The following is a 20,762-nucleotide window of genomic DNA, read 5'->3' as shown; positions in this document are numbered from 1 at the left end:
CGGCTCAAAAGCCCCATTCCAACAAATCATCGAACGATCAGGACGACAGATGAACTATCGCCACATCTACCATGCGGGCAATTTCGCCGACGTGCTGAAGCATGCGGTGCTGGCGCGGCTGATCGTCTATCTGCAGCAGAAGGACAAGGCCTTCCGCCTGCTCGACACCCATGCCGGCATCGGCCTTTACGATCTGTCCTCCGAGGAGGCACAGAAGACCGGCGAATGGCGGGACGGCATCGGCAAGCTTCTGGATGCGGAACTGCCCGCGCCCGTCGCCACGATCCTCGCACCCTATCTCGACGCGGTCCGCAGCCTCAACCCTGAGGGCGAGATCACGCTCTATCCCGGCTCGCCGAAGCTTGCCCGCATGCTGTTCCGTCCGCAGGACCGTCTCTCGGCGATGGAACTCCACCCCGACGACAGCCGTCGGCTGGCCCGACTGTTCGAGGGCGACTACCAGGTCCGCGTCACCGAACTCGACGGCTGGCTGGCACTCGGCGCGCACCTGCCGCCGAAGGAGAAGCGCGGCATCGTGCTGGTCGATCCGCCCTTCGAAGAAGAGGGCGAATACGACCGGCTGATCGACGGGCTTTCGCGCGCCTGGCGCCGCTTCCCGGGCGGCGTCTATTGCCTGTGGTATCCGATCAAGAAAGGCGCTCCCATTGCCGCCTTCCACGAGGGGCTGAAGGCGCTCGAGATTCCCAAGATGCTGTGCGCCGAGCTTTCGGTGAAGAGCGACCGCGACACGACCGGACTGTCCGGCACCGGTCTCATCATCGTAAACCCGCCCTTCACGCTGAAGGACGAGCTGCACGCGACGCTTCCCGAGCTGAAGCGCGTGATGGCGCAGGATCGCTACGCCTCGCATCGGTGCTTCTGGCTGCGCGGCGAGACGACGGAGGCGGAGCGGCGGGACGACTGAGAGGTCGCACGAGCCCACCCTCGCCGCCCTTGACCTCGCCCTGCTTTGCCAACATTCTGACGGCAAAAGGGAGAGCCGCCATGTCCGCCCGCCTGCCGTTTCGCACGACGCTTTCGCTCATCAGCCTCCTGTTTCTGAGTGTCGCGACCGGAGCTTTGGCGGGTACGCCGTCCTGCGAACAGGTGACCGGCATGGTGTCCAGCCGCTTTGCCCAGAACATGCGCGGCTTTCTCGGCCTCGACCTGTCGATCGCCGAGTTCGGCCCCGTTCACCAAAGCAGGCTCGAGCCGCGCTACGACACGCATCCGGTCGAACGGCGCTACTGCGAGGCCAAGGTTACCACCACGGATGGCGAACAGCGCCGGCTCTGGTATGTGGTCGAAGACAATTGGGGCTATGCCGGGCTCGGCTCGTCGGTGGAGTTCTGCATGAGCGGCCTCGACCCGTGGCACGTCTACGGCGCGCACTGCAAGTCGCTGCGCTAGCTCAGCCCTCCCCGCCGCCGCCCGGCGCCTGGCCGGCGCGAAACTGCAACCGCTCGAAAATCGGGATCACCGGCAGGGCGATCACCAGCGGGATCAGCAGATAGAACAGGCGGAAGACCAGCAAGGCCGCGATGACGTCTGCCTGGTCCATTTCCGGCAGGCCCATGACGAAGACGAGTTCGAGGACGCCGAGTCCGCCCGGCGCATGCGAGATCAGCGCGGCGGAGAAGGACACCAGGAAGATGCCGAGCACCACGACGAAGCCGGGATTTCCGACGTCCGGAAGGGCGAAATAGATGATGCCCGCGGCGCCGATCAGTTCGAGCGGGCCGACCAGCAATTGCGGCAGCACGACGCGCGGTGCCGGATAGGTGATCTGGAAGGTTCCGATGCGCAAGGGACGGAGCCGCAGCAGGCTGGCAAGCGCATAGAGGCCGACCAGGGCAAGGATGACATAGCCGGTCGCCGTCGAGGCGCCGATCGGCAAGAGGTCGACGAAGCGCTCGGTGATGTCGGGTTCCAGCACGAGGACCAGACCGACGAGCAGCGCCGCCCCAAGCAGAAAGGTGAAAGAGCACATGGCAATCAGGCCACCGATCTCGCGTGCGCTCAAGCCCTTGGAGGAATAGGCCCGGTAGCGCACCATGCCGCCGGAAATGACCGAGGCGCCGACATTGTGCGAGAGCGCATAGGCCGTGAAGGAGGCGATGGCGATGAACAGCCAGTTGACCTTGCGGCCGAGGTGCATCAGCGCGATGCGGTCATATCCGGCAAGCGCCGCATAGGCCGCGAGCGAGCACAGGCCTGCCGAAATCCAGCTATCGGTCGGTATTCGGGAAAGGCTGTCTTGCAGGTCGCCAAATGACAGCCCGCGCAATTCCTTGTAGAGAAGCCAGGCGGATATCGCTATCGTCACGGCGCCGATCACGGGCCAGAAATATTGCTTCAGGGTCATCCAGTCTTGCCGATCATCTCTCCTCGATACCGAGCGCGCCGCCACAAGAGATCCGGCTGCCCGCGCATTTTGGAGGGGAAGGATTAATGGTTCAACCCGCGAGACGGTTTTTTGGGCTTATGCTTTGGTCCCTCGCCTCGCTTGGGGCGAGCGTCGCGCACGGCAATGACCGCGGGCGCGATTTCGACTTCTACGTCCTGTCGCTCTCCTGGTCGCCGACCTTCTGCACGACCGCGGATGCGGCGAGGAACCGCGATCAATGCGGGACGTCGCGCCAGTTCGGCCTGATCGTCCATGGCCTTTGGCCGCAATATGAGCGCGGCTATCCGGAAACATGCCCCAGCAACCAGCCGAGCCGGGTGCCGTCGAGCCTCGGCCGCCGGTATTTCGACATCATGCCGTCCATGGGGCTGATCGGCCATCAATGGCGCAAGCACGGAACCTGTTCCGGTCTCAGCCAGCAGGACTATTTTTCGACGATGCGCAAAGCCTTCGAGCGTGTGCGGATACCGCCGACGTTGACGCGTGCATCGCGGGAGACCAAGGTTGCGCCGGACAATCTCGAACAACAGTTCATTACCGCCAATAGGGGTCTCAGCCCGCGTGGTATCGCCGTCACCTGCGAGGCGGGCAAACTGGATGAGGTGCAGATCTGCCTGACAAGGGATCTTCGGTTTCGCACCTGCCCCGAGATCGACGGCAATGCCTGCCGTCAGCGCTCGATTTCCGTTCCGCCGATAGACTGAGACCACCATCGACCGAAAACGACCAGCCCCGCATCCAGGATGACCACCCGATGAAGCTACTCTACTCCCCGACCTCGCCCTATTCCTCCAAGGTCCGCATGGCGGCCCGTTATCTGGACATCGCCATCGAAGACGTGGCGGTCAACACGGCCGACGAGCCGCCAGCACTGATCGAAGCCAATCCGCTCGGCAAGATCCCGACCCTCATCACCGACGACGGCGAGGCGATTTTCGACAGCCGCGCCATCATGCACTACCTGCACCGAACGGCGAAGAAGCGGCTCTACCCCAAGAAGCACAGCAAGCGCACCGAAGCCGAAGTGCTGGAGGCCCTGTGCGACGGCATCAACGACAGCCTTCTGGCGATCGTCTATGAAAAGCGGCTGCGGCCGCCGGAGCTCCAGAGCCCGGATGCGATCCAGCGCCAATGGGCCAAGGTCGAGCGCGGCCTCGACCATCTGGAAAGACATATGCCGAAGTTCGGCAAGACGCTGCATGGTGGCCACTTCGCGCTTGCCTCGCTGCTCGGCTATCTCATGCTGCGCTTTCCCGGCGAATGGGAGAATGGCCACACGCGGCTTGCCGCCTGGCCTGGCAAGTTTGCCGATCGCTTCAAGCCCTATGCGGCACTGAAACCGCAGACCTGAGCGACACGGCGAACGTCGTTGAGACAACAAAAAAGCCGGGCGCAAACCCGGCTTTTCCGTAACTGCGTGTCGTTCGGATCAGAACTTGACGCCGATACCGACCTTGACCGAGTGATCGTCGAAACCGCGCGAAACGGTCGCGCCGTCGATGTCGAAGTCACGCGAAGCGTAGTCGGTGTAGCGATATTCGACGCGGGCCATGATGTTGTCGGTAACGAGGGCTTCGACACCGGCACCGACGGTGTAGCCGATGGCGGCCTTTTCGTCTTCGTCCGTCGCGCTCTCGATCGTGTGGTTGGCGGCGGCAATACCACCGGTACCGTAGATCAGGAACGGGTTCATGTCGTAACCGACGCGGGCGCGCAGCGAGCCGTTGACGCCCTGCTTGCCGTCGAGAACAGTGCCGGCCGAACCTTCGACGCCGCTGTAGCCGATGTCGGCTTCGGCACCGTAGACGATCTGGCCGCTCTGCATGTTGTAACCGCCATAGAGCGAACCGCCGACGCCATCAGCATCGCGTTCGTCGCTGCCGTCGAAGCGACCCCAGTCATAGGTGACCGCGCCACCGACATAGGCGCCGGTCCAGTTGCCAGCCGGAGCCACATAGGCTTCGGTCGCAGCCGGTGCTTCCGGAATCTGCTCGACGGCGTCCGCCGCCCTGGCAGCCTGGAAAGCCATCAGGCTGGTGGCGGAAGCCAGAAGAATCATAGTGAGGGTACGCATACGTGTCTCCTTTCAGTTCCGAGCCGCGCCCAATCAAAAATCAGGGCCGACCGAACGATAGATGTAAATCCCTGCCCGTTCCGAACTGAAGATGGGCCGCAATTGAGGATTTGAAAGAGCCGAAATATGAATTCATTGTGGCACACAGGTGACCGAATCTGGATGTTGCCTAAACGCAACAAAGGATTCATTAACCATAGCAATAACCACACGAAGATATACTCAGTAAACAGGAGATTAAACTGTAGAACTCTATCTTAATACGTTCATGCTCGGCAAGAAGAGATTTGCGGAAGCCCTATGCAAATCGCCTTGTGCAGACCTATATGCCAAGCACAACCATGGAAGACCAAGCAAGATCGCTATGAAAGACAACATTCCAAAGGCCGCTCTCGTCACCGGAGCGGCGAAGAGACTTGGGCGCGCCATCGCGCTGGATCTGGCGCGCCACGGTTTCGCCGTCGCGGTCCATGCGAACCGATCTCTCAACGAGGCGCAAGCCGTGGTCGACGAGATTCTGGGCTTTGGCGGGACCGCCGTCGCCCTGCAGGCCGACCTTCGCGACAGGCTTGCCACAGCTGCGCTCGTGCCGGATGCCGCGGCGGCGCTCGGCCCGATCGGCCTTCTGGTCAATAACGCCTCCGTCTTTCTGGACGACAGCGCGCAAGCCTTCGATGCCGACGTTTTCGACCAGCATTTCGACCTGCATGTGCGGGCACCGGCGATTCTCGCATCCTCCCTGCTGCAGGAGCTTCCGGCCCGGCAGAACGGCCTGATCGTCAATATCATCGACCAGCGGGTTCTGGCGCCGAAACCCACCTTCTTTTCCTACGGCCTGTCGAAATCGACGCTGCTGGCGGCTACCCACACCATGGCGCAGGCCTTTGCCCCACGTATCCGGGTCAATGGCATCGGGCCTGGGCCGACACTGAAGAGCGCCCGGCAGGCGGACGAGGATTTCCAGGCGCAGATCGACGCGCTTCCCCTGGGTCGCGGTCCGGAACTGGGGGAATTCGGGCGGACGATCCGCTTTCTTTTTGACACGCCGTCGATCACCGGCCAAATGATTGCGCTCGACGGCGGCCAGCATCTCGCCTGGCGTATGCCGGGCGAAACGGAGATCACTGAATGACCGGAGGAAAGCTGCCGGACGGCGGCATTCTCTATGACGGCACGGAAGAGGACGACGACATCGTCGTCGAAAGCGATGCGCAGCGTCCTCTGCTGGCCGTCGACTGGAGCCTGACAAATGTCAACGAGACCGGTCTCGTCGGCGCCGACCTGATCGGCGAATTCGTCAAGCAACTGCCAAACAGCCCCGGCGTCTATCGCATGCTCAATGCCGAAGGCGACGTGCTCTACGTGGGCAAGGCGCGCAGCCTGAAGAAGCGCGTCAGCAACTATGCCCAGGGGCGGCTCCATTCCAACCGACTGACGCGGATGGTGCGCGAAACCGCCAACATGGAATTCGTCACGACCCGCACCGAGGTCGAGGCCCTGCTGCTGGAAGCCAATCTGATCAAGCGCCTGCGCCCACGCTTCAACGTGCTGTTGCGCGACGACAAGAGCTTCCCTTACATACTGATCACCGGCGACAGCCGGGCACCGGCGATCTACAAGCACCGCGGTGCGCGCGGGCGCAAGGGCGACTATTTCGGCCCCTTTGCGTCGGCCAGCGCCGTCGGCCGCACGATCAATTCGCTGCAGCGCGCCTTCCTGCTTCGAACCTGCACCGACAGTGTCTTCGAAAGCCGCACCCGTCCCTGCCTGCTCTATCAGATCAAGCGCTGCTCGGCCCCATGCACCCATGAGATCGCCGATGACGATTATGCCGCGCTCGTCAGCGAGGCGAAGGACTTCCTCTCCGGCAAGAGCCAGAACGTCAAGGCTTCGATCGCCGCTGCCATGAACGAGGCGGCGGAGAACCTCGATTTCGAACGCGCCGCCGTCTTTCGCGACCGGTTGGCGGGCTTGAGCCACGTGCAGAGCCACCAGGGCATCAATCCGGCCAATGTCGAGGAAGCGGACGTGTTCGCCATTCATCACGAGGGCGGGCTCACCTGTATCCAGGTGTTCTTCTTCCGCGCCGGGCAGAACTGGGGCAACCAGGCCTATTTCCCCAAGGCCGATCCGCAGATGAGCGGCGCGGAAGTGCTCAACGCCTTCCTCGCCCAGTTCTACGACGACAAGCCCTGCCCGCGGCAGATCCTCTTGTCCGAGGTGATCGAGGAGCAGGAACTGCTCGCGGCCGCGCTCACCGCGCGTGCCGGCTACAAGGTGCAGATTCTCGTGCCGCAACGCGGCGACAAGAAGGATGTGGTCGATCACGTGGCAGCCAATGCCCGCGAGGCGCATGGCCGCAAGCTGGCCGAGACGGCATCGCAGGCGCGTCTGCTGCAGGGTTTCGCCGAGACCTTCGCCCTACCTTACGTGCCGCGCCGCATCGAGATCTACGACAATTCCCACATCATGGGCACCAATGCCGTCGGCGGCATGGTGGTCGCCGGGCCCGAGGGCTTCGTCAAGGGCCAGTACCGCAAGTTCAACATCAAGTCGGAAGACATCACGCCGGGCGACGACTTCGGCATGATGCGCGAGGTGATGACCCGGCGCTTCTCGCGCCTTCTCAAGGAAGAGGGAAAGCCCGACCGCAGCGTCATGCCCGAGGATTCGGCCGAGGCCGCCTTTCCCGCCTGGCCCGACGTGATCCTGATCGACGGCGGACAGGGACAGATGACGGCGGTGCGGGCCATTCTCGACGAACTCGGTATTGCCGACTGCGTGACCGCGATCGGCGTCGCCAAGGGTGTCGACCGCGATGCCGGGCGGGAGCGATTCTTCGCGCTGGGTCGCCCCGATTTCACCCTGCCGCCGCGCGATCCGGTGCTCTATTTCATCCAGCGCCTGCGCGACGAAGCCCACCGCTTTGCCATCGGCTCGCACCGCGCACGGCGCAAGAAGGAAATGGTGAAGAACCCGCTCGACGAGATCGCCGGCATCGGCCCGACGCGCAAGCGGGCGCTGCTGCAGCACTTTGGTACGGCCAAGGCCGTTTCCCGCGCCGCCGTTACCGACCTGACCGCTGTCGAGGGCATCTCCGAGGCCGTCGCCAGGCTGATTTACAACCATTTTCACGAAAAAGCCGCGGATTGACGCCACCAGACGCGCTTTGGCGGCTCACGACCTTAAGAACAATTAAGAAATCTTGTGTTGACGGTCGCGTCGGGAAACCGTCATCTACACGCCAAACTTATCCGACAGACAGGGCATCATGGCTTCGCGCGCTTACAATATCCCCAATCTCCTGACCTATGCCCGCATCCTCGCCGTGCCGTTGATCGTCGTGTGCTTCTTCATCGAGGGCCGGCTGGAGAGCTCCGACTTTGCCCGCTGGACCGGCCTTGGAATCTTCATCGTCGCCTCGATCACCGATTATCTCGACGGCTATCTCGCCCGCATCTGGAACCAGACCTCCAATATCGGTCGGATGCTCGATCCGATCGCCGACAAGCTGCTGGTCGCCTCGGTCCTGCTCTTGATGGCGGCCGACGGGACGATCGCCGGGTGGTCGCTCTGGGCCGCGATCACCATTCTTTGCCGCGAGATTCTTGTGTCCGGCCTGCGCGAGTATCTCGCCGCGCTCAAGGTCAGCGTGCCGGTGACCCGGATTGCCAAGTGGAAGACGACGGCGCAGATGTTCGCGCTCGCCTTCCTGCTGGCGGGGCCGGCCGGCGACAAGGTGCTGCCCTACACGACGGAAATGGGCATCACCCTCTTGTGGATCGCCGCCGTGCTGACATTTTATACCGGCTACGACTATTTCCGCGCCGGCGTGAAGCACATGGTGGACTGAAAATGACGAAGCTCGTTTATTTCGCCTGGGTCCGGGAACGGATCGGCAAGGGCGAGGAGGACATCGACCTCCCCGACCACGTGAAGACGGCGGGCGACCTCATCGCCCATCTGGCGACGCTCGGCGAGGAATACGAAAACGCCCTGCAGTTTCCCAAGGCCATCCGGGTTGCGATCAACCAGGAGCATGTCGAGCACGACGAGCCGATCGCCGGCGCCCGCGAGATCGGCCTGTTTCCGCCGATGACGGGCGGATAACGCTCGTCAAGGCAAGGATTGAAAGATGACCCGCCCTGCCCTCACCATCCGTGTCCAGCACGAGGACTTCGACCTTTCCGCCGAAAGCCGGGCGCTCACCCAGGGCCGAGCCGATATCGGCGCCGTCGTTTCCTTCGTCGGCCTGTGCCGCGACGAGGCCGGCACGCTTTCGACCCTCGAACTCGAGCACTATCCCGGCATGGCCGAGGCCGAAATCCGGCGCATCGGCGAGGAAGCGATTACCCGCTTCGGCCTGATCGGCCTCACCGCCATTCATCGTTTCGGCAAGATCGCCCCCGGCGGGCAGATCGTCCTAGTGATCGCCACCGCTTCGCATCGCCAGGCCGCCTTCGACGGCGCCAATTTCATGATGGACTACCTGAAGACCTCCGCCCCCTTCTGGAAGAAGGAACATCTGACGGACGGCACCGCAGGCGACTGGGTCTCGGCCAAGGATGCCGACGACCGCGCGCGCGACAAGTGGCGATAGTCAGGGGATGTCGCGCTCGCGGCGGCTGATGACCAGCACGAGCACCAGCCCGCTGATGACAGCCGCATCGCGCCAGAGCGTCGCCGCGTAGCCACTCCAAAGAGTCTCGGCGAATCCGACCGCTGCGGCACCGCAGGCCGAACGCGTTGGAACGCCATGGCCGCCCGCCGCCGCGATCAGCACGATCTTCAGACCGAGCATCAAGCCCGAGCCAAAGTCCATCGTGCCGTAGTAGGACGTGGCCAGCACGCCAGAGACGGCAGCGATGACCGCCGCGGGCAGATAGGAGAGCGTGAAGACGGTATCGGAATTGATGCCACACAGGCGTGCCGCCACCGGATCGTCGGCCACGGCGCGCCAGGCCCTGCCCGCGCGCGTGCGTCCCAGCGCCAGATGCCCCAGGGCCACCATGGCCGCCATGATCGCCGCATTGCCGAGCTGCATCACGGTAAGACCAACCTCGGATCCGTCTCCCACCGCCAATACGACGCGGTGGTGGAGGAGAGGCGAAATCCAGAGCTCCCGGCTGTCCATGGCCAGTCGCATCCCTTCGGACAGCACGATCAGAAGGCCAAGTGAGGCGACGATCACGGCGTTCGGGGAATGGGCGCGCAGGGGACGCATGACATAGTGGGCCACCGCGCCAGCCGTGGCCAGCGTGTAGAGGAGCGCCATGGCGGCCGCCAGCGAAAGGGTGGCCGGCAATACCAGGAAGAGCTGCTGCCAACCGAACTGGGCAAACAGCAGGAAGACCTGGCCGGAAAACGCGATGAGCGCGCCATAGGTGATGTCGGGTCGTCGCGTCATGCCGAAGATCACGGCGTAGCCGAAGGCGAGCGCCGCATAGAGCGCCGCGATCGGCACGGCATTGGCGATTTGCTGCAAGAGATAGACCATCATCTCCTCCCTGCGCATTTATAACTGGCAATTTGCCTTTTGCCAGTTATAATTTCGCATGACCTTTTCCTGGACTCCGCATCGTTTTTCCGGTGGCGCGCTCGCGCTCGATGTCGCCAACAGCGTGATCCTGCGCTTCGACCGCAACCGCAGCATCGACCGTTTCGCCGTCGAGGAGCAGTTCGTCGCCTTTCCGGCCGCAGCCGAACAGTTTTGCGCCGAACGCGCCCTGTTCGGCTCGATCACCCCGGTCGAGGCGTCCAACACCTATGGCTTCCTGCGCCTGCGCGAGACGATCGACCGGCATTTTCGCGCGCAAGTGCTGGGGCAGGCCAATCGCAAGACCCTGGCCGACCTGCTGGAGGCCGCGGCCTTGATGCTGCGTGCGGCATCGTCGGAGATGGCGCTCGAGGCGGCAACCGCGCGCTCGGCGCTGCACCTCGTCGCCATGCCGGAGCCGGATCGCCTGAAGATCTGCGGCAATTGCGGCTGGCTGTTTCTCGACCGCAGCAAGAACCGCAGCCGCACCTGGTGTGACATGGCCGTATGCGGCAACCGCATCAAGGCAAACCGCCACTATCAACGGGTCAGGCAGGGAGGCACGACGTGACAGACCTTTGGAAAGCCGTGAGCTTCGCGGCCCTGACCCTGGCGCTCACGGCTTGCCAGCGCGACGACATGGAGAAGCCGCTGGTCATCTCCGGCAAGGTGTTCATCTTCAACTATCGCGTGGCGCAGGCCACCGCCGTCATCACGCTGGCGCGCAATGGCGCCTTGCCGGACGAGAGCTATGTCGAGACGAGCTTCGAGAACCCGGCGGGCGGCGCGCCACACCTGACCCGGTCGAGGATCTTTCCCTTCTGGAAGAAGGTGACGGTCGAGAGCCCGCCGATGCGCTGCGTTGCAAAGGACCGTCCCTATGCGGTCGCGATCCGGATCGTCGATGCCGACGGGCGCGAATTGCAGTCGATCGAGACGACCATCGTCTCCAGCCTGGATCAGTCGATCCTGCCGTCGAAACCGCTGGTGGTCGGGCCGGTCTACACCAGGAACCCGGAGGTCTTCAAAGCCGACGGCAGCACGGATTATGCGCCGGATCTCTCCTGCCCGAAATGAAAGAACCGGGATCTTTCGACCCCGGTTCCCTCAAACTGTGCAAAGCCTTGTGCGGCCGTGCGCAAATCCCGATTCAGCCGACGATTTCGGTGTCCGAGAACCAGTACTTGATTTCCTGGGCAGCGGTTTCCGGGGCGTCAGAGCCGTGGACCGAGTTCTCGCCGATCGACAGGGCGTGGGTCTTGCGGATGGTGCCTTCGGCGGCCTGGGCCGGGTTGGTGGCGCCCATGATCTCGCGGTTCTTCAGGATGGCGTTTTCGCCTTCGAGAACCTGAACGACGGTCGGGCCCGAGGTCATGCCTTCAACCAGTTCGCCGAAGAAGGGGCGTTCCTTGTGCACGGCGTAAAAGCCTTCGGCTTCGCGCACGCTCATCCAGACGCGCTTGGAAGCGACGACACGCAGGCCGGCGTCTTCGAGCATCTTGGTGATGGCGCCCGTCAGGTTGCGCTTCGTTGCGTCCGGCTTGATCATCGAGAAGGTGCGTTCAATCGCCATCGGTCTAGTCCTTTTGTCCTATTGGGAAAGTGGGCGGTTTCTAGCCGTGTCAGGCCCTGAAAACAAGGGGTCCCAGCGAATTTCACGCCCGCGTCACACAACGACCTCAGGCAATCCGGCGCGCCTCTCCGTCATGAAGGTCGAGGCAGCGTTCGAACCAGTCGAGAACCGGATCATCGGCGGGAAGATGGACCGAACCACTGGTGATCTTCAGCCATTGGAGCGCCCCGAAGACGATGTAATCGGCAAACAGTGGCGCCTGGCCGCCGATGAAGGGCTGATGGCCAAGCATGTGGCGCAGCGGCTTCAACGTCGCCGGGAAGTCCCTGATCTCGGCATCCCGACCGGCCGCCACCTCCTCGACCGTGCGACCAAGCCGTTCCTTGCGGCTCTCGCGAAAATAGGCCTGGTCGTGCGGGTCGAGCATGTCATGGATCTGCTGTATGGCGATCCGTGTGACGGCAGGGTGGATGGTGGTCTGGGAATAGCTCTCGACGAACCGCGCCATCGCCTTGCCACCCTCGCCGGCGAACAGCGACGGCCGCTCCGGATAGGCCTCCTCCAGATGGAGTGCGATCGCAAAGCTGTCGGCGACCAGCCGGTCGCCGTCGCGCAGGACCGGCACGGTCTTCGACACACCGCCTTCGATTTCACTGATTGCGGTGAAGGGCAAGGGTTGCTCGACATAGGCGAGCCCCTTGTGCTTCAGCGCCATGACAACCTTCCAGCAATGGGGCGAAAATGGGCGGGCGCGGTCGGTGCCGCACAGGCTGTAAAGCGTTCTGGACATGGGGTCTTCCTCGTGGCGATTGTGGCCGACACTCGACCGCAAAAATTGCGAACAATCAATTCAGGAAATTTCATCGGTTTCATCACATCCGTTTGTGGCGATCTCGGCTAGGATGCGAGACACTTTCGGGAGAACAGCCATGCTGCAACATTTCCAGATGTTCGCCGCCTACAACCAGTGGGCCAATCGCACTCTCTACTCGGCGGCCCAAGACCTCACTGCGGAAGAGTTGAATGCCGACCGCGGCGCATTTTTCGGCTCGTTGTTCGCAACATTGACACACATCGTGGTCGCCGATCGGATCTGGCTCAGACGCTTCACGAATGCGGGACCTCTGCATTCGGCACTCGACGAGAAACCGTTTGAGACCTTCACCGAACTCGCACGGGCGAGACAGGACGAAGACCGGCGCATCATCGACTGGTGCGAGGCGCTCACGCAGGAGCAGTTAAGCGGCGACTTCACCTATAGTCCGATCACCAATCCCACACCGGTCAGCCAGAAGCTCGGACCAGCGCTCGCCCATCTGTTCAATCACCAGACCCATCACCGCGGACAGGCGCACGCCACCCTGACGGCGCTCGGCAAGCCGTCACTCTCGCTCGACCTGATCTACTTTCTTCGGCAGGAAGGACGGCAGTGGCTTTAGCCGCCCCCGCTTCCCGCAAACGAAAGAAGCCGGCGGATCGCTCCGCCGGCTTTCACCTTGATTGAGTTGCGCAGATCGGATCAGGCGGCGCGCTGCTGGCGAGCGTAGCTTTCCCCGGCCGAGATCTGGAAGCGGACCATCAATTGCTCGAGTTGCGAGGCTTCGTTGGCGAGCGACTGAATGGCGGCCGAGGATTCCTCGACCATCGCGGCGTTCTGCTGGGTGTTGCGGTCGATATGGCCGATCGCGGCATCGATCTCCGTGAGGCCGTTGGACTGCTCGCGCGCGCTGTGAACGATCTTGGCGACCTCCCGGCTGATGGACGTGACTTCGTTGGCGATCGTGTGCAGCGCCTCGCCCGTCTGGTCGACCAGGGCGACACCATTCTTGACCTCCGCACCCGACGCATTGATCAGCGCCTTGATGTCCTTTGCGGCATTTGCCGAGCGCTGGGCCAGTTCGCGCACTTCCTGGGCGACAACGGCAAAGCCCTTGCCGGCCTCGCCGGCGCGTGCCGCCTCGACACCGGCATTCAGCGCCAGAAGGTTGGTCTGGAAGGCGATCTCGTCGATCACGTTGATGATCTGGGAGATTTCGCGCGAGGATCCCTCGATCTTGCCCATGGCCTCGACCGCACTGGTGACGACCGAGCCGGAGCGTTCCGCACCCTGGCGAGCCGCCTCGACCATGCGGCCGACCTGGTCGGCGACGCTTGCCGTCTGCTTGACCGTTTCCGTCACATTGCTGAGCGCGCTTGCGGTTTCCTCGATCGAGGCGGCCTGGCGCTCGGTTCGTGAAGAAAGGTCGTGGTTCGCATGACTGATTTGACCCGTTCCATCGCGGATGATGCGGACCACCTGGCTGACCTGGCCGATGACCGATTCCAGCCCTTCCACTGAGGTATTGAACGAGCAGCGCAGCTTGTCGAGCTCCCCCTTGAACTCCTGCGAGATGCGATGGGTGAGATTGCCGGCGGCGAGTTGGCTCAGCGCTTCATCGAGCTTGCGCACGACGAAGTCGACGGCTTCGGCCTCGCGGGCCTTCTCCTGCTCGCGCTCGGCGCGCATCTCTTCGGCATGGGCGTCGGCCTGCCGGGCCTGCTCGGCCATCGTGGTTGCCTTGCGCTCCGCGCTGGTGGCCGCCTCGACGGCCGCCTCTGAGGCGACGAAGGCACTGACCACCGAATGGGTGAGCGCGATCAGCACGCCGCTCTGGAGCACCAGCACGACCGCATGCAGCACGACGCGGGAGAAATCGGATTCACCGGGGAAGATGGCGAACGGCATGACGAAGAAGAGAAGCACGTGGTGCACGGCGACCAGCGCCGCGTAGCCGACCAGTGCCCGCCAGTCGACCCACACCGCACAGATCGCCAGCGAGGCGAAGAAGTACATGTGGATGTCGATCTGCAACGGCGAACCGGCAAAGGCGTAGACCATGATGGCGACCGTGGCGGCGTGCGCCATCGATGTCACGATCCTGGTCGTCGGACCGGTGCGGTCCTTGGCCCACAAAAGCGTCGCCGAGCCGACGATCAGCAATGTGGCGGCGATGGAGAAGAGATCGAAGCCGTCGGCGCGCATGAAGTTGCGCAACGCGATCAGCGCGAAGTTCAGCCACAGAAGCGCGACGATGCCAATCGAGGCCTTGTGCCGCAGAGCATAGAGAGCATTCATGTCAATTCCCTTCAAGGCAGCCGACTGCCAGATCATGGTTCAGCACAAGGAGAGCCCCGGCCCGCATCAGGCGGCCGGTAAAGTCGTTCGCATCGGAGTAGGCAACCGATATCCAGTCATAGCGCCCGGACCAGACCAGCCGGCCTCCGGCATCGCCGATCACCTGCATATTGCCGCTCGCTTCACCGTCCGGGTCCGTCACGACCAGGACGAAAGGCCCGGCAGGGCGCGCCCAGACCGCCACGATCAGCAGCAGGAAGAACGCAAAATTCGCCAGGACGATCGACCTGTGGATTGCCATCAGCCGTTTTTCCCTGGTTTCATTCCCCGCACCCGCTCCTTCAGTGGCTCGCCGCTACGTATGGTCCAAAAGAGACCATCCGGGCCCCGCACTGCAAAATTAAGGTACAGGCTCGTAACTAAGAATTCATTAAATGGGGATTGCCGCATCGTCGCTGCCGACGAGTTGGGCAGATCCCGCCCAACTCCGCCGTATATTGGTGCAGGCAAGCAAACATTAACCGCGAGCGAAGGGAGGCGGGCGCGTGGGCGTGCCGCGGCGGCGATTTAACGGAATCCAGAAGGTTGCACGATATGCTCGCGTGAAAAGCCCGAACCGGCGCGCACCAAGGGGAAATACAATGCAGCAAGACGTCTATGGCGCATCTCGCAAGTCCCATCCGCCTCAGGCCGGCGCCCGGCAGGGATCGGGCCTGGACCCGCTGCAGAAGATCGCGAGCTTCATGGCAAAGCACGAGATCGCCGGATTGCCGCGCAACTACCACCTGGTTCACGAGGCATTCGACGGGCACAATCCCGGGCTTGCCCGCGACCTCGGCGCCCTTGGCCAGCGTCCCACGCAGCATGCCCTGGACCAGCTGGGCCTGAAGCATCGTCTTGCCAGCCATTGCGGGCTTGCCGAAGAGAAATTGCAGTCCGAGGGCGTGGCACTGCTCGCCAAGCTGAGCGAGCATGTCGGCCTCGGCATCCTGCACAAGCAGACCTTTGCGCACGCCCTCGAGACGATCAGCCGCTCGATCCGCGAGGACGAGACGCGCGGCATCGGAGAACTGATCGCCGAACTCGACTTCCTCGCGGCCGCGGCGGCGGATCTGCTGCAGACGGAAACCGAACTGGCCCTCAAATTGAAGAATGGTCTGCAGCAGATCGAAGCGGCAAACCGCGCGGCCGAGGCGGCCAAGGCGATGATGATGAAGGATGGGCTGACCGGCCTGCCCAATCGCCTCGCCTTCATGAAGCGGCTCGACGAACTTCTGGAAGACAGTGCCGCGCCCGCAGCGGCGCTGATCGTCGTCGACATCGATGACTTTCGCTCGATCAACCAGCAATTCGGCCAGGACGCCGGGAACCGGCTGCTGAAGCACATGGCCGCCATTTTTCGCAAGACGATCAAGAAGAACGATTTCGTCGCACGGATCGACGGTGATGCCTTTGCCTTCCTCTTCCGCGACGTCACGGTCGAAGACGCCCATGTGATCGCCGAGCGACTGCACGCCGCGATCGAGAACAATCTCGTCTTCGCCGCAGAACCGGGCGCCCATTCCGGTGGTCTCGGCCTGTCGATCGGTATTGCTCTCAGCCCCACGGCGGCCTCGCCGATGCAACTGCTCGCCAATGCCGAAAAAGCGCTTCATGTTGCCCGTGCCAATCCACGCCAGCCGATCGCCGTCTATCCGGCGGCGGTGGGCCGCGCCGCCGGACGCCAGGTCGCCTGACGGCTTGGTGGGCGCCGCTTGCGGCTGTTGCCGCGATGCCACCATGGCGCACGCTTGCTTGCCGCTGGCGGACACCCACCCGGCGACGCCTTGCCTTTGCACCCCACATCGGCCAAAACCGCCGGCATGATCACCATCAACGACATATCCGCGCGCATTGCCGGCCGCCTCCTGATCGACCATGCCAGCGTCGCGCTGCCCTCCGGCACCAAGGCCGGCCTCGTCGGCCGCAACGGCGCCGGCAAATCGACACTGTTTCGCATCATCACCGGCGACCTGTCGGCCGAGAGCGGCTCGATCTCCATCCCGAAGAACGCCCGCATCGGCCAGGTGGCGCAGGAAGCACCGGGAACGGAAGAATCGCTGATCTCCATCGTGCTCTCCGCCGACAAGGAGCGCGCCGCCTTGCTGGCAGAGGCAGAGACCGCGACCGATCCGCACCGTATCGCCGAGATCCAGACGCGGCTCGCCGACATCGGCTCGCATTCGGCCGAGGCGCGCGCCGCCACGATCCTGTCCGGGCTGGGTTTCGACCATGAGGCGCAGCTACGGCCGGCCTCGTCGTTTTCCGGCGGCTGGCGGATGCGCGTGGCGCTCGCCGCCGTGCTGTTCGCCGAACCGGATCTGCTGCTGCTCGACGAACCGACCAATTATCTCGACCTGGAAGGCACGCTGTGGCTGGAAGACTATGTGCGGCGCTATCCGCATACCGTCATCGTCATCAGCCACGACCGCGACCTGTTGAACACCGCCGTCAACTCGATCATCCATCTCGACCAGAAGAAGCTGACCTTCTACCGCGGCGGCTATGACCAGTTCGAGCGCCAGAAGGCCGAGGCCGACGAACTGCAGATGAAGGCCAAGGCGAAGAACGACGCCGCCCGCAAGCACCTGCAAAGCTTCATCGACCGTTTCAAGGCCAAGGCATCCAAGGCCAAGCAGGCGCAAAGCCGCGTGAAGGCGCTGGAGCGCATGGGCACCGTGGCCTCGGTGATCGAGGACCATGTCCAGCCGATCTCCTTTCCCCAGCCGGAAAAACAACCGGCCTCGCCGATCGTCGCGATCTCCGGTGGCGCCGTCGGCTACGAACCGGGCAAGCCGATCCTGAAGAACATCAACCTGCGCATCGACGCCGACGACCGCATCGCCCTTCTCGGCTCGAACGGCAACGGCAAGTCGACCTTCGCCAAGCTGATCGCCGGTCGTCTTGCGCTTCAGGCCGGCGAAATGAAGCTCGCGCCGAACCTCTCGGTCGGCTTCTTCGCCCAGCACCAGCTCGACGACCTGATCCCGGAGCAGACGCCGGTCGACCATGTGCGCCGCCTGATGCCCACCGAGCCTGAGGCCAAGGTTCGCGCCCGCGTCGCGCAAATGGGACTTGCTACGGAGAAGATGGCGACCGCCGCCAAGGATCTGTCGGGCGGCGAGAAGGCCCGGCTGCTGATGGGGCTTTCGGCCTTCCACGCCCCGAACCTCTTGATTCTCGACGAACCGACCAACCATCTCGACATCGACAGCCGCCGGGCCCTGATCGCCGCCCTCAACGACTATGACGGCGCCGTCATCCTGATCAGCCACGATCGCCACCTGATCGAGGCGACCGTGGACCGGCTATGGCTGGTCAACAATGGCACGGTCAGCGTCTTCGAAGGCGACATGGAGGAGTATCGCAGCCTGGTCGTCTCCTCCGGCAAGAAGAAAGACGAGAAGGACAAGTCGGACGCCGCGCAGGAGCAGGTCAACAAGGCCGACCAGCGCAAGCTCGCCGCAGAACGCCGTGCCTCGCTTGCCCCGCTGAAGAAAAAGATCAATGAAATCGAGTCTCTGACGAAGAAACTGGAGACATTGATTCAGGCGCTTGATGCGGAGCTTGCGGATCCGGTTCTCTACGAAAAGCATCCGGCCAAGGCCGCCGACAAGGCCAGGCAACGCGGCGAGGCCGCAGCAAAGCTCTTAGCGGCGGAGGAGCAATGGCTGGAACTGTCAGCGGAGTATGAAGAGGCGATGGCGTCTTAAGAGTTGAGAAGCAAAAATTATCGGTACTTTGCTGAGGTAAATGTGATATTCTTATTGTGATAGATCAGTTTTCTGTTGGGAGGATGACCCAATGAGTGCCAAGGCAATACTGATTTCTTTTTTTTCACTTCTCATAACTACCAGTACACCGGCGTTCGGACAGCAATCCCCATATGAGCATCAAAAATACTGGGATGGAGTTAAGTCTCCAAAGCTAAAATGGAGTGATGGCTGTACTCTGGATCCGGCGGTATTCGCGCGGGATAATCCTGCCTACACGTCTCCGCCCCTGATGGCGCTGGGTGACAGCCTCTACAACGGGGTACAATCTCTGCGCATAAACTGGTGGCTTTCGGAATGGTCTGCACCTTCTCTGATTGCCATCCGCCTCGGCCTGATTGAGGAGTTCGGGGCGGACAGAACTGGGAGGAGGCAGTTTTATGGGCCCCAATACCCAAGTCACGGGGGCCCTCCCGATGAGGTGCTCCACTATGGCTTCAATCTCGAAACACCGGGGCTGAAAAATGGACTGGCCAGAATAGGCAATCTGCTTTCCGTACCGGCCGGGCAGAGAAAAAACCTTGGCGAATTGCTGACCCATCGGCCGCCGAATGGTCGAGCGATGGTCGACAATCTGGCTTTTTCCGGTGCCAACTCGCGGGATCTCATCGACTGGACACCAGAAGACTATCGTGCACAGGCAATAATGGGCCTGGAGCGAATGCGGGACTGGCGGATCGATAGAGCGTTTGGAGCACTGGGCGACACTTTTACTTATGCGAATGCGGCATTTGTTCTTAATCCGATGCAGGACGATTGCCTGGAAAAACTCACCCCCTTGGAACAGGTGGAACTCCGGCGGCCGAAACGTCTGTTGATCAATATCGGCTCCAACAACGGTCTTTACAAAGTCGCATTTCAAGGCGTGGACATCGACGATATGAGAAGCTGCGGCGGGGCGGAGAGACTCGTCGGAGTGAGAGGCAAGCCGATATGCGTGCAGCCTATCAGACGCTTCCTGCAAACACAGTTCATCGAGGACATGGAGACGCTAACTGCGCGCCTGTCTCGCATCGACGGTCTTGAGTATGTTTACGTGAATAATCTTGCTCTTCCGAGCCAGACCGCAAATGTCATATTCAGCGGAAGCTCAAAAGAGCAGGGTATTTTCAAGCTAGACATATCGAACAATAGAGTTAAGCGCGAGGTAATTGACCGAGGCGACCGTTCTGTGGATGATGTGAATGAACATCTCCAGGAAATTCTTAGAGAATACAACACGCTTGGAGGGCCCCACTTCGTGTATGTGGACCAGTCGGAAGCTCTCCGTGTTAAAGACTACAAGAAGTGCGTCTATCTCGGAGAAGGCGCCTGCGCGGAGGAGAGGAGGCTGAAGGTCCCGAAATCCATGAGCGGCACACGACGGGACGTTTATTTCGACAACAGGCCAATGAAAGTGAGAGGAGGAAGCGGTTACATTACGGGTGACGCGTTCGCGTCCAAGATCGCCCAAGGTGGGCTTTTCAGTTTTGATAACATGCATCTTTCGTCACTTGGCTATGAACTAATGGCTTTGGCAGTTAGGGTCGCGATGAAACAGGAAAAGGATCCTGCACTCATTGTACTGCCGCGAGGTAAAAACGACAGATGCCCCGGTGCCGGTCAAACTAGAGAACACTTGAAAATTGGCGACTGCATTGGGCAATTAACCCAAGCCGGTTGGTCCGTTGCCGACTATACTCGCAGGGACTTCGTGTTCCAGCGACTGGGAGGGGACCGTGAAATGCGGAACAGGGAATTCATAAGCGCTGTCCTCGCGTTCATGAATTGACATCCCGGCTTACGCCTTCTTCTCCCAGCGCCCTTCGTTGGTCTGTTGCCAGTAGGTGAGCTTGTGGCCCTCGGCCTTCAGCTTCTTCCACTGGCCACGCGCGCCTTCGAGCTGTTCCTGGTCGTGCCCGTCGAAGACGAAGACCAGGCGGTCGTAGCCGAGCGCGTCCGGCGGCTCGGCGCCATCGACGATGAAGCGGACGGTTGCCCCGTTGATGTTGTCCGGCACGGTCGAGATCAGCACCGGCTGCCCTTCCGGCGCCTCGCCGGCATCGGTCCCGTGCGGCAGGAAACTCTCGTCGCGCCAGGTCCACAAATGCGTGTCGAGCGCATCGCGGCGCGCCGGATCGGCGGTCTGCACCGCCACCCTCCAGCCGCGCTCGACGCTCTTTTCGAGAAGCGGCGGCAGGGCATCCTCAAGCTTCGATTCCGTCAGATGGTAGAAGAGAATCTCGGCCAAGGCCCCTGCCCTTTC

At 62.3% G+C, this 20,762-nt stretch carries 23 protein-coding genes; 15 read left to right on the top strand and 8 right to left on the bottom strand.

Features of this window, described 5'->3' with window-relative positions; genetic code table 11:
• Positions 1-49: 49 nt before the first annotated feature.
• Entirely contained in the window at positions 50-925 is an 876-nt protein-coding gene (locus tag DYZ14_RS06785) for a 23S rRNA (adenine(2030)-N(6))-methyltransferase RlmJ (RefSeq protein WP_154719993.1), read from the top strand.
• An 80-nt stretch (positions 926-1,005) separates the two neighbouring features.
• Positions 1,006-1,410 carry a hypothetical protein gene (locus DYZ14_RS06780; protein ID WP_154719992.1) on the top strand — a complete coding sequence of 135 codons (405 nt, stop codon included), beginning with the start codon at positions 1,006-1,008 and terminating at the stop codon, positions 1,408-1,410.
• A gap of 1 nt (position 1,411) precedes the next feature.
• Here the strand turns inward: DYZ14_RS06780 and DYZ14_RS06775 are convergent, their stop codons facing one another.
• The gene (locus DYZ14_RS06775) at positions 1,412-2,365 is read right to left on the bottom strand and encodes a lysylphosphatidylglycerol synthase domain-containing protein (protein ID WP_154719991.1); all 954 of its coding nucleotides are present in this window, start codon (positions 2,363-2,365) and stop codon (positions 1,412-1,414) included.
• Positions 2,366-2,484: 119 nt separating this feature from the next.
• On the opposite strand from DYZ14_RS06775, the gene DYZ14_RS06770 reads away from it, so the two are divergent.
• Both DYZ14_RS06770 and DYZ14_RS06765 read left to right on the top strand, forming a co-directional pair.
• Positions 2,485-3,111: a ribonuclease T2 family protein gene (locus DYZ14_RS06770; protein ID WP_232365451.1), complete on the top strand. Its 627-nt coding sequence runs from the start codon at positions 2,485-2,487 to the stop codon at positions 3,109-3,111.
• A gap of 50 nt (positions 3,112-3,161) precedes the next feature.
• A complete protein-coding gene (locus DYZ14_RS06765; protein WP_154719989.1) occupies positions 3,162-3,758 on the top strand; it encodes a glutathione S-transferase in 597 nt (198 codons plus the stop codon).
• Between the two features lie 78 nt (positions 3,759-3,836).
• Here DYZ14_RS06765 and DYZ14_RS06760 read toward each other — a convergent pair whose 3' ends face one another.
• Positions 3,837-4,481: an outer membrane protein gene (locus DYZ14_RS06760; RefSeq protein WP_115670715.1), complete on the bottom strand. Its 645-nt coding sequence runs from the start codon at positions 4,479-4,481 to the stop codon at positions 3,837-3,839.
• A 364-nt stretch (positions 4,482-4,845) separates the two neighbouring features.
• Between DYZ14_RS06760 and DYZ14_RS06755 the strand changes: the two genes are divergently transcribed.
• From DYZ14_RS06755 to DYZ14_RS06735, 5 genes are all read left to right on the top strand, one after another.
• The gene (locus DYZ14_RS06755; RefSeq protein WP_154719988.1) at positions 4,846-5,613 is read left to right on the top strand and encodes an SDR family oxidoreductase; all 768 of its coding nucleotides are present in this window, start codon (positions 4,846-4,848) and stop codon (positions 5,611-5,613) included.
• Positions 5,610-7,634: an excinuclease ABC subunit UvrC gene (gene uvrC / locus DYZ14_RS06750; protein WP_154719987.1), complete on the top strand. Its 2,025-nt coding sequence runs from the start codon at positions 5,610-5,612 to the stop codon at positions 7,632-7,634. Before DYZ14_RS06755 ends, uvrC begins: the two co-directional genes overlap by 4 nt.
• Before the next feature lie 118 nt (positions 7,635-7,752).
• Positions 7,753-8,334: a CDP-diacylglycerol--glycerol-3-phosphate 3-phosphatidyltransferase gene (gene pgsA / locus DYZ14_RS06745; RefSeq protein ID WP_115670712.1), complete on the top strand. Its 582-nt coding sequence runs from the start codon at positions 7,753-7,755 to the stop codon at positions 8,332-8,334.
• A gap of 2 nt (positions 8,335-8,336) precedes the next feature.
• The gene (moaD, locus tag DYZ14_RS06740) at positions 8,337-8,591 is read left to right on the top strand and encodes a molybdopterin converting factor subunit 1 (protein ID WP_154719986.1); all 255 of its coding nucleotides are present in this window, start codon (positions 8,337-8,339) and stop codon (positions 8,589-8,591) included.
• Between the two features lie 25 nt (positions 8,592-8,616).
• Entirely contained in the window at positions 8,617-9,081 is a 465-nt protein-coding gene (locus tag DYZ14_RS06735) for a molybdenum cofactor biosynthesis protein MoaE (RefSeq protein ID WP_154719985.1), read from the top strand.
• Here DYZ14_RS06735 and DYZ14_RS06730 read toward each other — a convergent pair whose 3' ends face one another.
• Positions 9,082-9,978 carry a branched-chain amino acid ABC transporter permease gene (locus DYZ14_RS06730; protein WP_154719984.1) on the bottom strand — a complete coding sequence of 299 codons (897 nt, stop codon included), beginning with the start codon at positions 9,976-9,978 and terminating at the stop codon, positions 9,082-9,084.
• A gap of 58 nt (positions 9,979-10,036) precedes the next feature.
• Here DYZ14_RS06730 and DYZ14_RS06725 point away from each other — a divergent pair, with 58 nt between their 5' ends.
• Both DYZ14_RS06725 and DYZ14_RS06720 read left to right on the top strand, forming a co-directional pair.
• On the top strand, positions 10,037-10,588 hold the full coding sequence (locus DYZ14_RS06725) for a CGNR zinc finger domain-containing protein (protein WP_154719983.1): 552 nt from the start codon (positions 10,037-10,039) through the stop codon (positions 10,586-10,588).
• A 68-nt stretch (positions 10,589-10,656) separates the two neighbouring features.
• A complete protein-coding gene (locus DYZ14_RS06720) occupies positions 10,657-11,094 on the top strand; it encodes a hypothetical protein (protein WP_232365465.1) in 438 nt (145 codons plus the stop codon).
• Between the two features lie 73 nt (positions 11,095-11,167).
• Here DYZ14_RS06720 and ndk read toward each other — a convergent pair whose 3' ends face one another.
• Positions 11,168-11,590, bottom strand: a complete 423-nt coding sequence (ndk, locus tag DYZ14_RS06715) for a nucleoside-diphosphate kinase (RefSeq protein ID WP_154719982.1) — start codon at positions 11,588-11,590, stop codon at positions 11,168-11,170.
• A 106-nt stretch (positions 11,591-11,696) separates the two neighbouring features.
• Entirely contained in the window at positions 11,697-12,380 is a 684-nt protein-coding gene (locus DYZ14_RS06710; RefSeq protein WP_154719981.1) for a glutathione S-transferase family protein, read from the bottom strand.
• A gap of 139 nt (positions 12,381-12,519) precedes the next feature.
• Here DYZ14_RS06710 and DYZ14_RS06705 point away from each other — a divergent pair, with 139 nt between their 5' ends.
• A complete protein-coding gene (locus DYZ14_RS06705) occupies positions 12,520-13,029 on the top strand; it encodes a DinB family protein (RefSeq protein ID WP_154719980.1) in 510 nt (169 codons plus the stop codon).
• An 80-nt stretch (positions 13,030-13,109) separates the two neighbouring features.
• Here DYZ14_RS06705 and DYZ14_RS06700 read toward each other — a convergent pair whose 3' ends face one another.
• Positions 13,110-14,705 (bottom strand): methyl-accepting chemotaxis protein, encoded by a 1,596-nt coding sequence (locus tag DYZ14_RS06700; protein WP_195949861.1) that lies wholly within the window; start codon positions 14,703-14,705, stop codon positions 13,110-13,112.
• A 1-nt stretch (position 14,706) separates the two neighbouring features.
• Positions 14,707-15,006 carry a hypothetical protein gene (locus DYZ14_RS06695; RefSeq protein WP_154719978.1) on the bottom strand — a complete coding sequence of 100 codons (300 nt, stop codon included), beginning with the start codon at positions 15,004-15,006 and terminating at the stop codon, positions 14,707-14,709.
• 340 nt (positions 15,007-15,346) lie between these two features.
• Here DYZ14_RS06695 and DYZ14_RS06690 point away from each other — a divergent pair, with 340 nt between their 5' ends.
• The 3 genes from DYZ14_RS06690 to DYZ14_RS06680 all read left to right on the top strand — a co-directional run bounded on the left by DYZ14_RS06690 (position 15,347) and on the right by DYZ14_RS06680 (position 20,288).
• Positions 15,347-16,441 carry a GGDEF domain-containing protein gene (locus DYZ14_RS06690; RefSeq protein WP_154719977.1) on the top strand — a complete coding sequence of 365 codons (1,095 nt, stop codon included), beginning with the start codon at positions 15,347-15,349 and terminating at the stop codon, positions 16,439-16,441.
• Between the two features lie 126 nt (positions 16,442-16,567).
• Positions 16,568-18,457: an ABC-F family ATP-binding cassette domain-containing protein gene (locus DYZ14_RS06685; protein ID WP_154719976.1), complete on the top strand. Its 1,890-nt coding sequence runs from the start codon at positions 16,568-16,570 to the stop codon at positions 18,455-18,457.
• Between the two features lie 91 nt (positions 18,458-18,548).
• Positions 18,549-20,288: a hypothetical protein gene (locus DYZ14_RS06680; RefSeq protein WP_154719975.1), complete on the top strand. Its 1,740-nt coding sequence runs from the start codon at positions 18,549-18,551 to the stop codon at positions 20,286-20,288.
• A 9-nt stretch (positions 20,289-20,297) separates the two neighbouring features.
• Here the strand turns inward: DYZ14_RS06680 and DYZ14_RS06675 are convergent, their stop codons facing one another.
• Positions 20,298-20,747 carry a DNA polymerase III subunit chi gene (locus tag DYZ14_RS06675; RefSeq protein ID WP_154719974.1) on the bottom strand — a complete coding sequence of 150 codons (450 nt, stop codon included), beginning with the start codon at positions 20,745-20,747 and terminating at the stop codon, positions 20,298-20,300.
• Between the last annotated feature and the right edge of the window lie 15 nt (positions 20,748-20,762).

This window comes from Ciceribacter sp. T2.26MG-112.2 (assembly GCF_900492205.1).
Taxonomy (GTDB): domain Bacteria; phylum Pseudomonadota; class Alphaproteobacteria; order Rhizobiales; family Rhizobiaceae; genus Allorhizobium; species Allorhizobium naphthalenivorans_A.
The sequence above is the reverse complement of the archived record's forward strand: the minus strand, read 5'-3'. Positions and strand labels throughout refer to the sequence as shown.

Bases quoted from the DNA above. Each gene is read 5' to 3' on its own strand.
- DYZ14_RS06785 (WP_154719993.1), top strand. From the start codon at position 50: ATGAACTATCGCCACATCTACCATGCGGGCAATTTCGCCGACGTGCTG.
- DYZ14_RS06780 (WP_154719992.1), top strand. From the start codon at position 1,006: ATGTCCGCCCGCCTGCCGTTTCGCACGACGCTTTCGCTCATCAGCCTC.
- DYZ14_RS06775 (WP_154719991.1), bottom strand. From the start codon at position 2,365: ATGACCCTGAAGCAATATTTCTGGCCCGTGATCGGCGCCGTGACGATA.
- DYZ14_RS06770 (WP_232365451.1), top strand. From the start codon at position 2,485: ATGCTTTGGTCCCTCGCCTCGCTTGGGGCGAGCGTCGCGCACGGCAAT.
- DYZ14_RS06765 (WP_154719989.1), top strand. From the start codon at position 3,162: ATGAAGCTACTCTACTCCCCGACCTCGCCCTATTCCTCCAAGGTCCGC.
- DYZ14_RS06760 (WP_115670715.1), bottom strand. From the start codon at position 4,481: ATGCGTACCCTCACTATGATTCTTCTGGCTTCCGCCACCAGCCTGATG.
- DYZ14_RS06755 (WP_154719988.1), top strand. From the start codon at position 4,846: ATGAAAGACAACATTCCAAAGGCCGCTCTCGTCACCGGAGCGGCGAAG.
- uvrC (WP_154719987.1), top strand. From the start codon at position 5,610: ATGACCGGAGGAAAGCTGCCGGACGGCGGCATTCTCTATGACGGCACG.
- pgsA (WP_115670712.1), top strand. From the start codon at position 7,753: ATGGCTTCGCGCGCTTACAATATCCCCAATCTCCTGACCTATGCCCGC.
- moaD (WP_154719986.1), top strand. From the start codon at position 8,337: ATGACGAAGCTCGTTTATTTCGCCTGGGTCCGGGAACGGATCGGCAAG.
- DYZ14_RS06735 (WP_154719985.1), top strand. From the start codon at position 8,617: ATGACCCGCCCTGCCCTCACCATCCGTGTCCAGCACGAGGACTTCGAC.
- DYZ14_RS06730 (WP_154719984.1), bottom strand. From the start codon at position 9,978: ATGGTCTATCTCTTGCAGCAAATCGCCAATGCCGTGCCGATCGCGGCG.
- DYZ14_RS06725 (WP_154719983.1), top strand. From the start codon at position 10,037: ATGACCTTTTCCTGGACTCCGCATCGTTTTTCCGGTGGCGCGCTCGCG.
- DYZ14_RS06720 (WP_232365465.1), top strand. From the start codon at position 10,657: ATGGAGAAGCCGCTGGTCATCTCCGGCAAGGTGTTCATCTTCAACTAT.
- ndk (WP_154719982.1), bottom strand. From the start codon at position 11,590: ATGGCGATTGAACGCACCTTCTCGATGATCAAGCCGGACGCAACGAAG.
- DYZ14_RS06710 (WP_154719981.1), bottom strand. From the start codon at position 12,380: ATGTCCAGAACGCTTTACAGCCTGTGCGGCACCGACCGCGCCCGCCCA.
- DYZ14_RS06705 (WP_154719980.1), top strand. From the start codon at position 12,520: ATGCTGCAACATTTCCAGATGTTCGCCGCCTACAACCAGTGGGCCAAT.
- DYZ14_RS06700 (WP_195949861.1), bottom strand. From the start codon at position 14,705: ATGAATGCTCTCTATGCTCTGCGGCACAAGGCCTCGATTGGCATCGTC.
- DYZ14_RS06695 (WP_154719978.1), bottom strand. From the start codon at position 15,006: ATGGCAATCCACAGGTCGATCGTCCTGGCGAATTTTGCGTTCTTCCTG.
- DYZ14_RS06690 (WP_154719977.1), top strand. From the start codon at position 15,347: ATGCAGCAAGACGTCTATGGCGCATCTCGCAAGTCCCATCCGCCTCAG.
- DYZ14_RS06685 (WP_154719976.1), top strand. From the start codon at position 16,568: ATGATCACCATCAACGACATATCCGCGCGCATTGCCGGCCGCCTCCTG.
- DYZ14_RS06680 (WP_154719975.1), top strand. From the start codon at position 18,549: ATGAGTGCCAAGGCAATACTGATTTCTTTTTTTTCACTTCTCATAACT.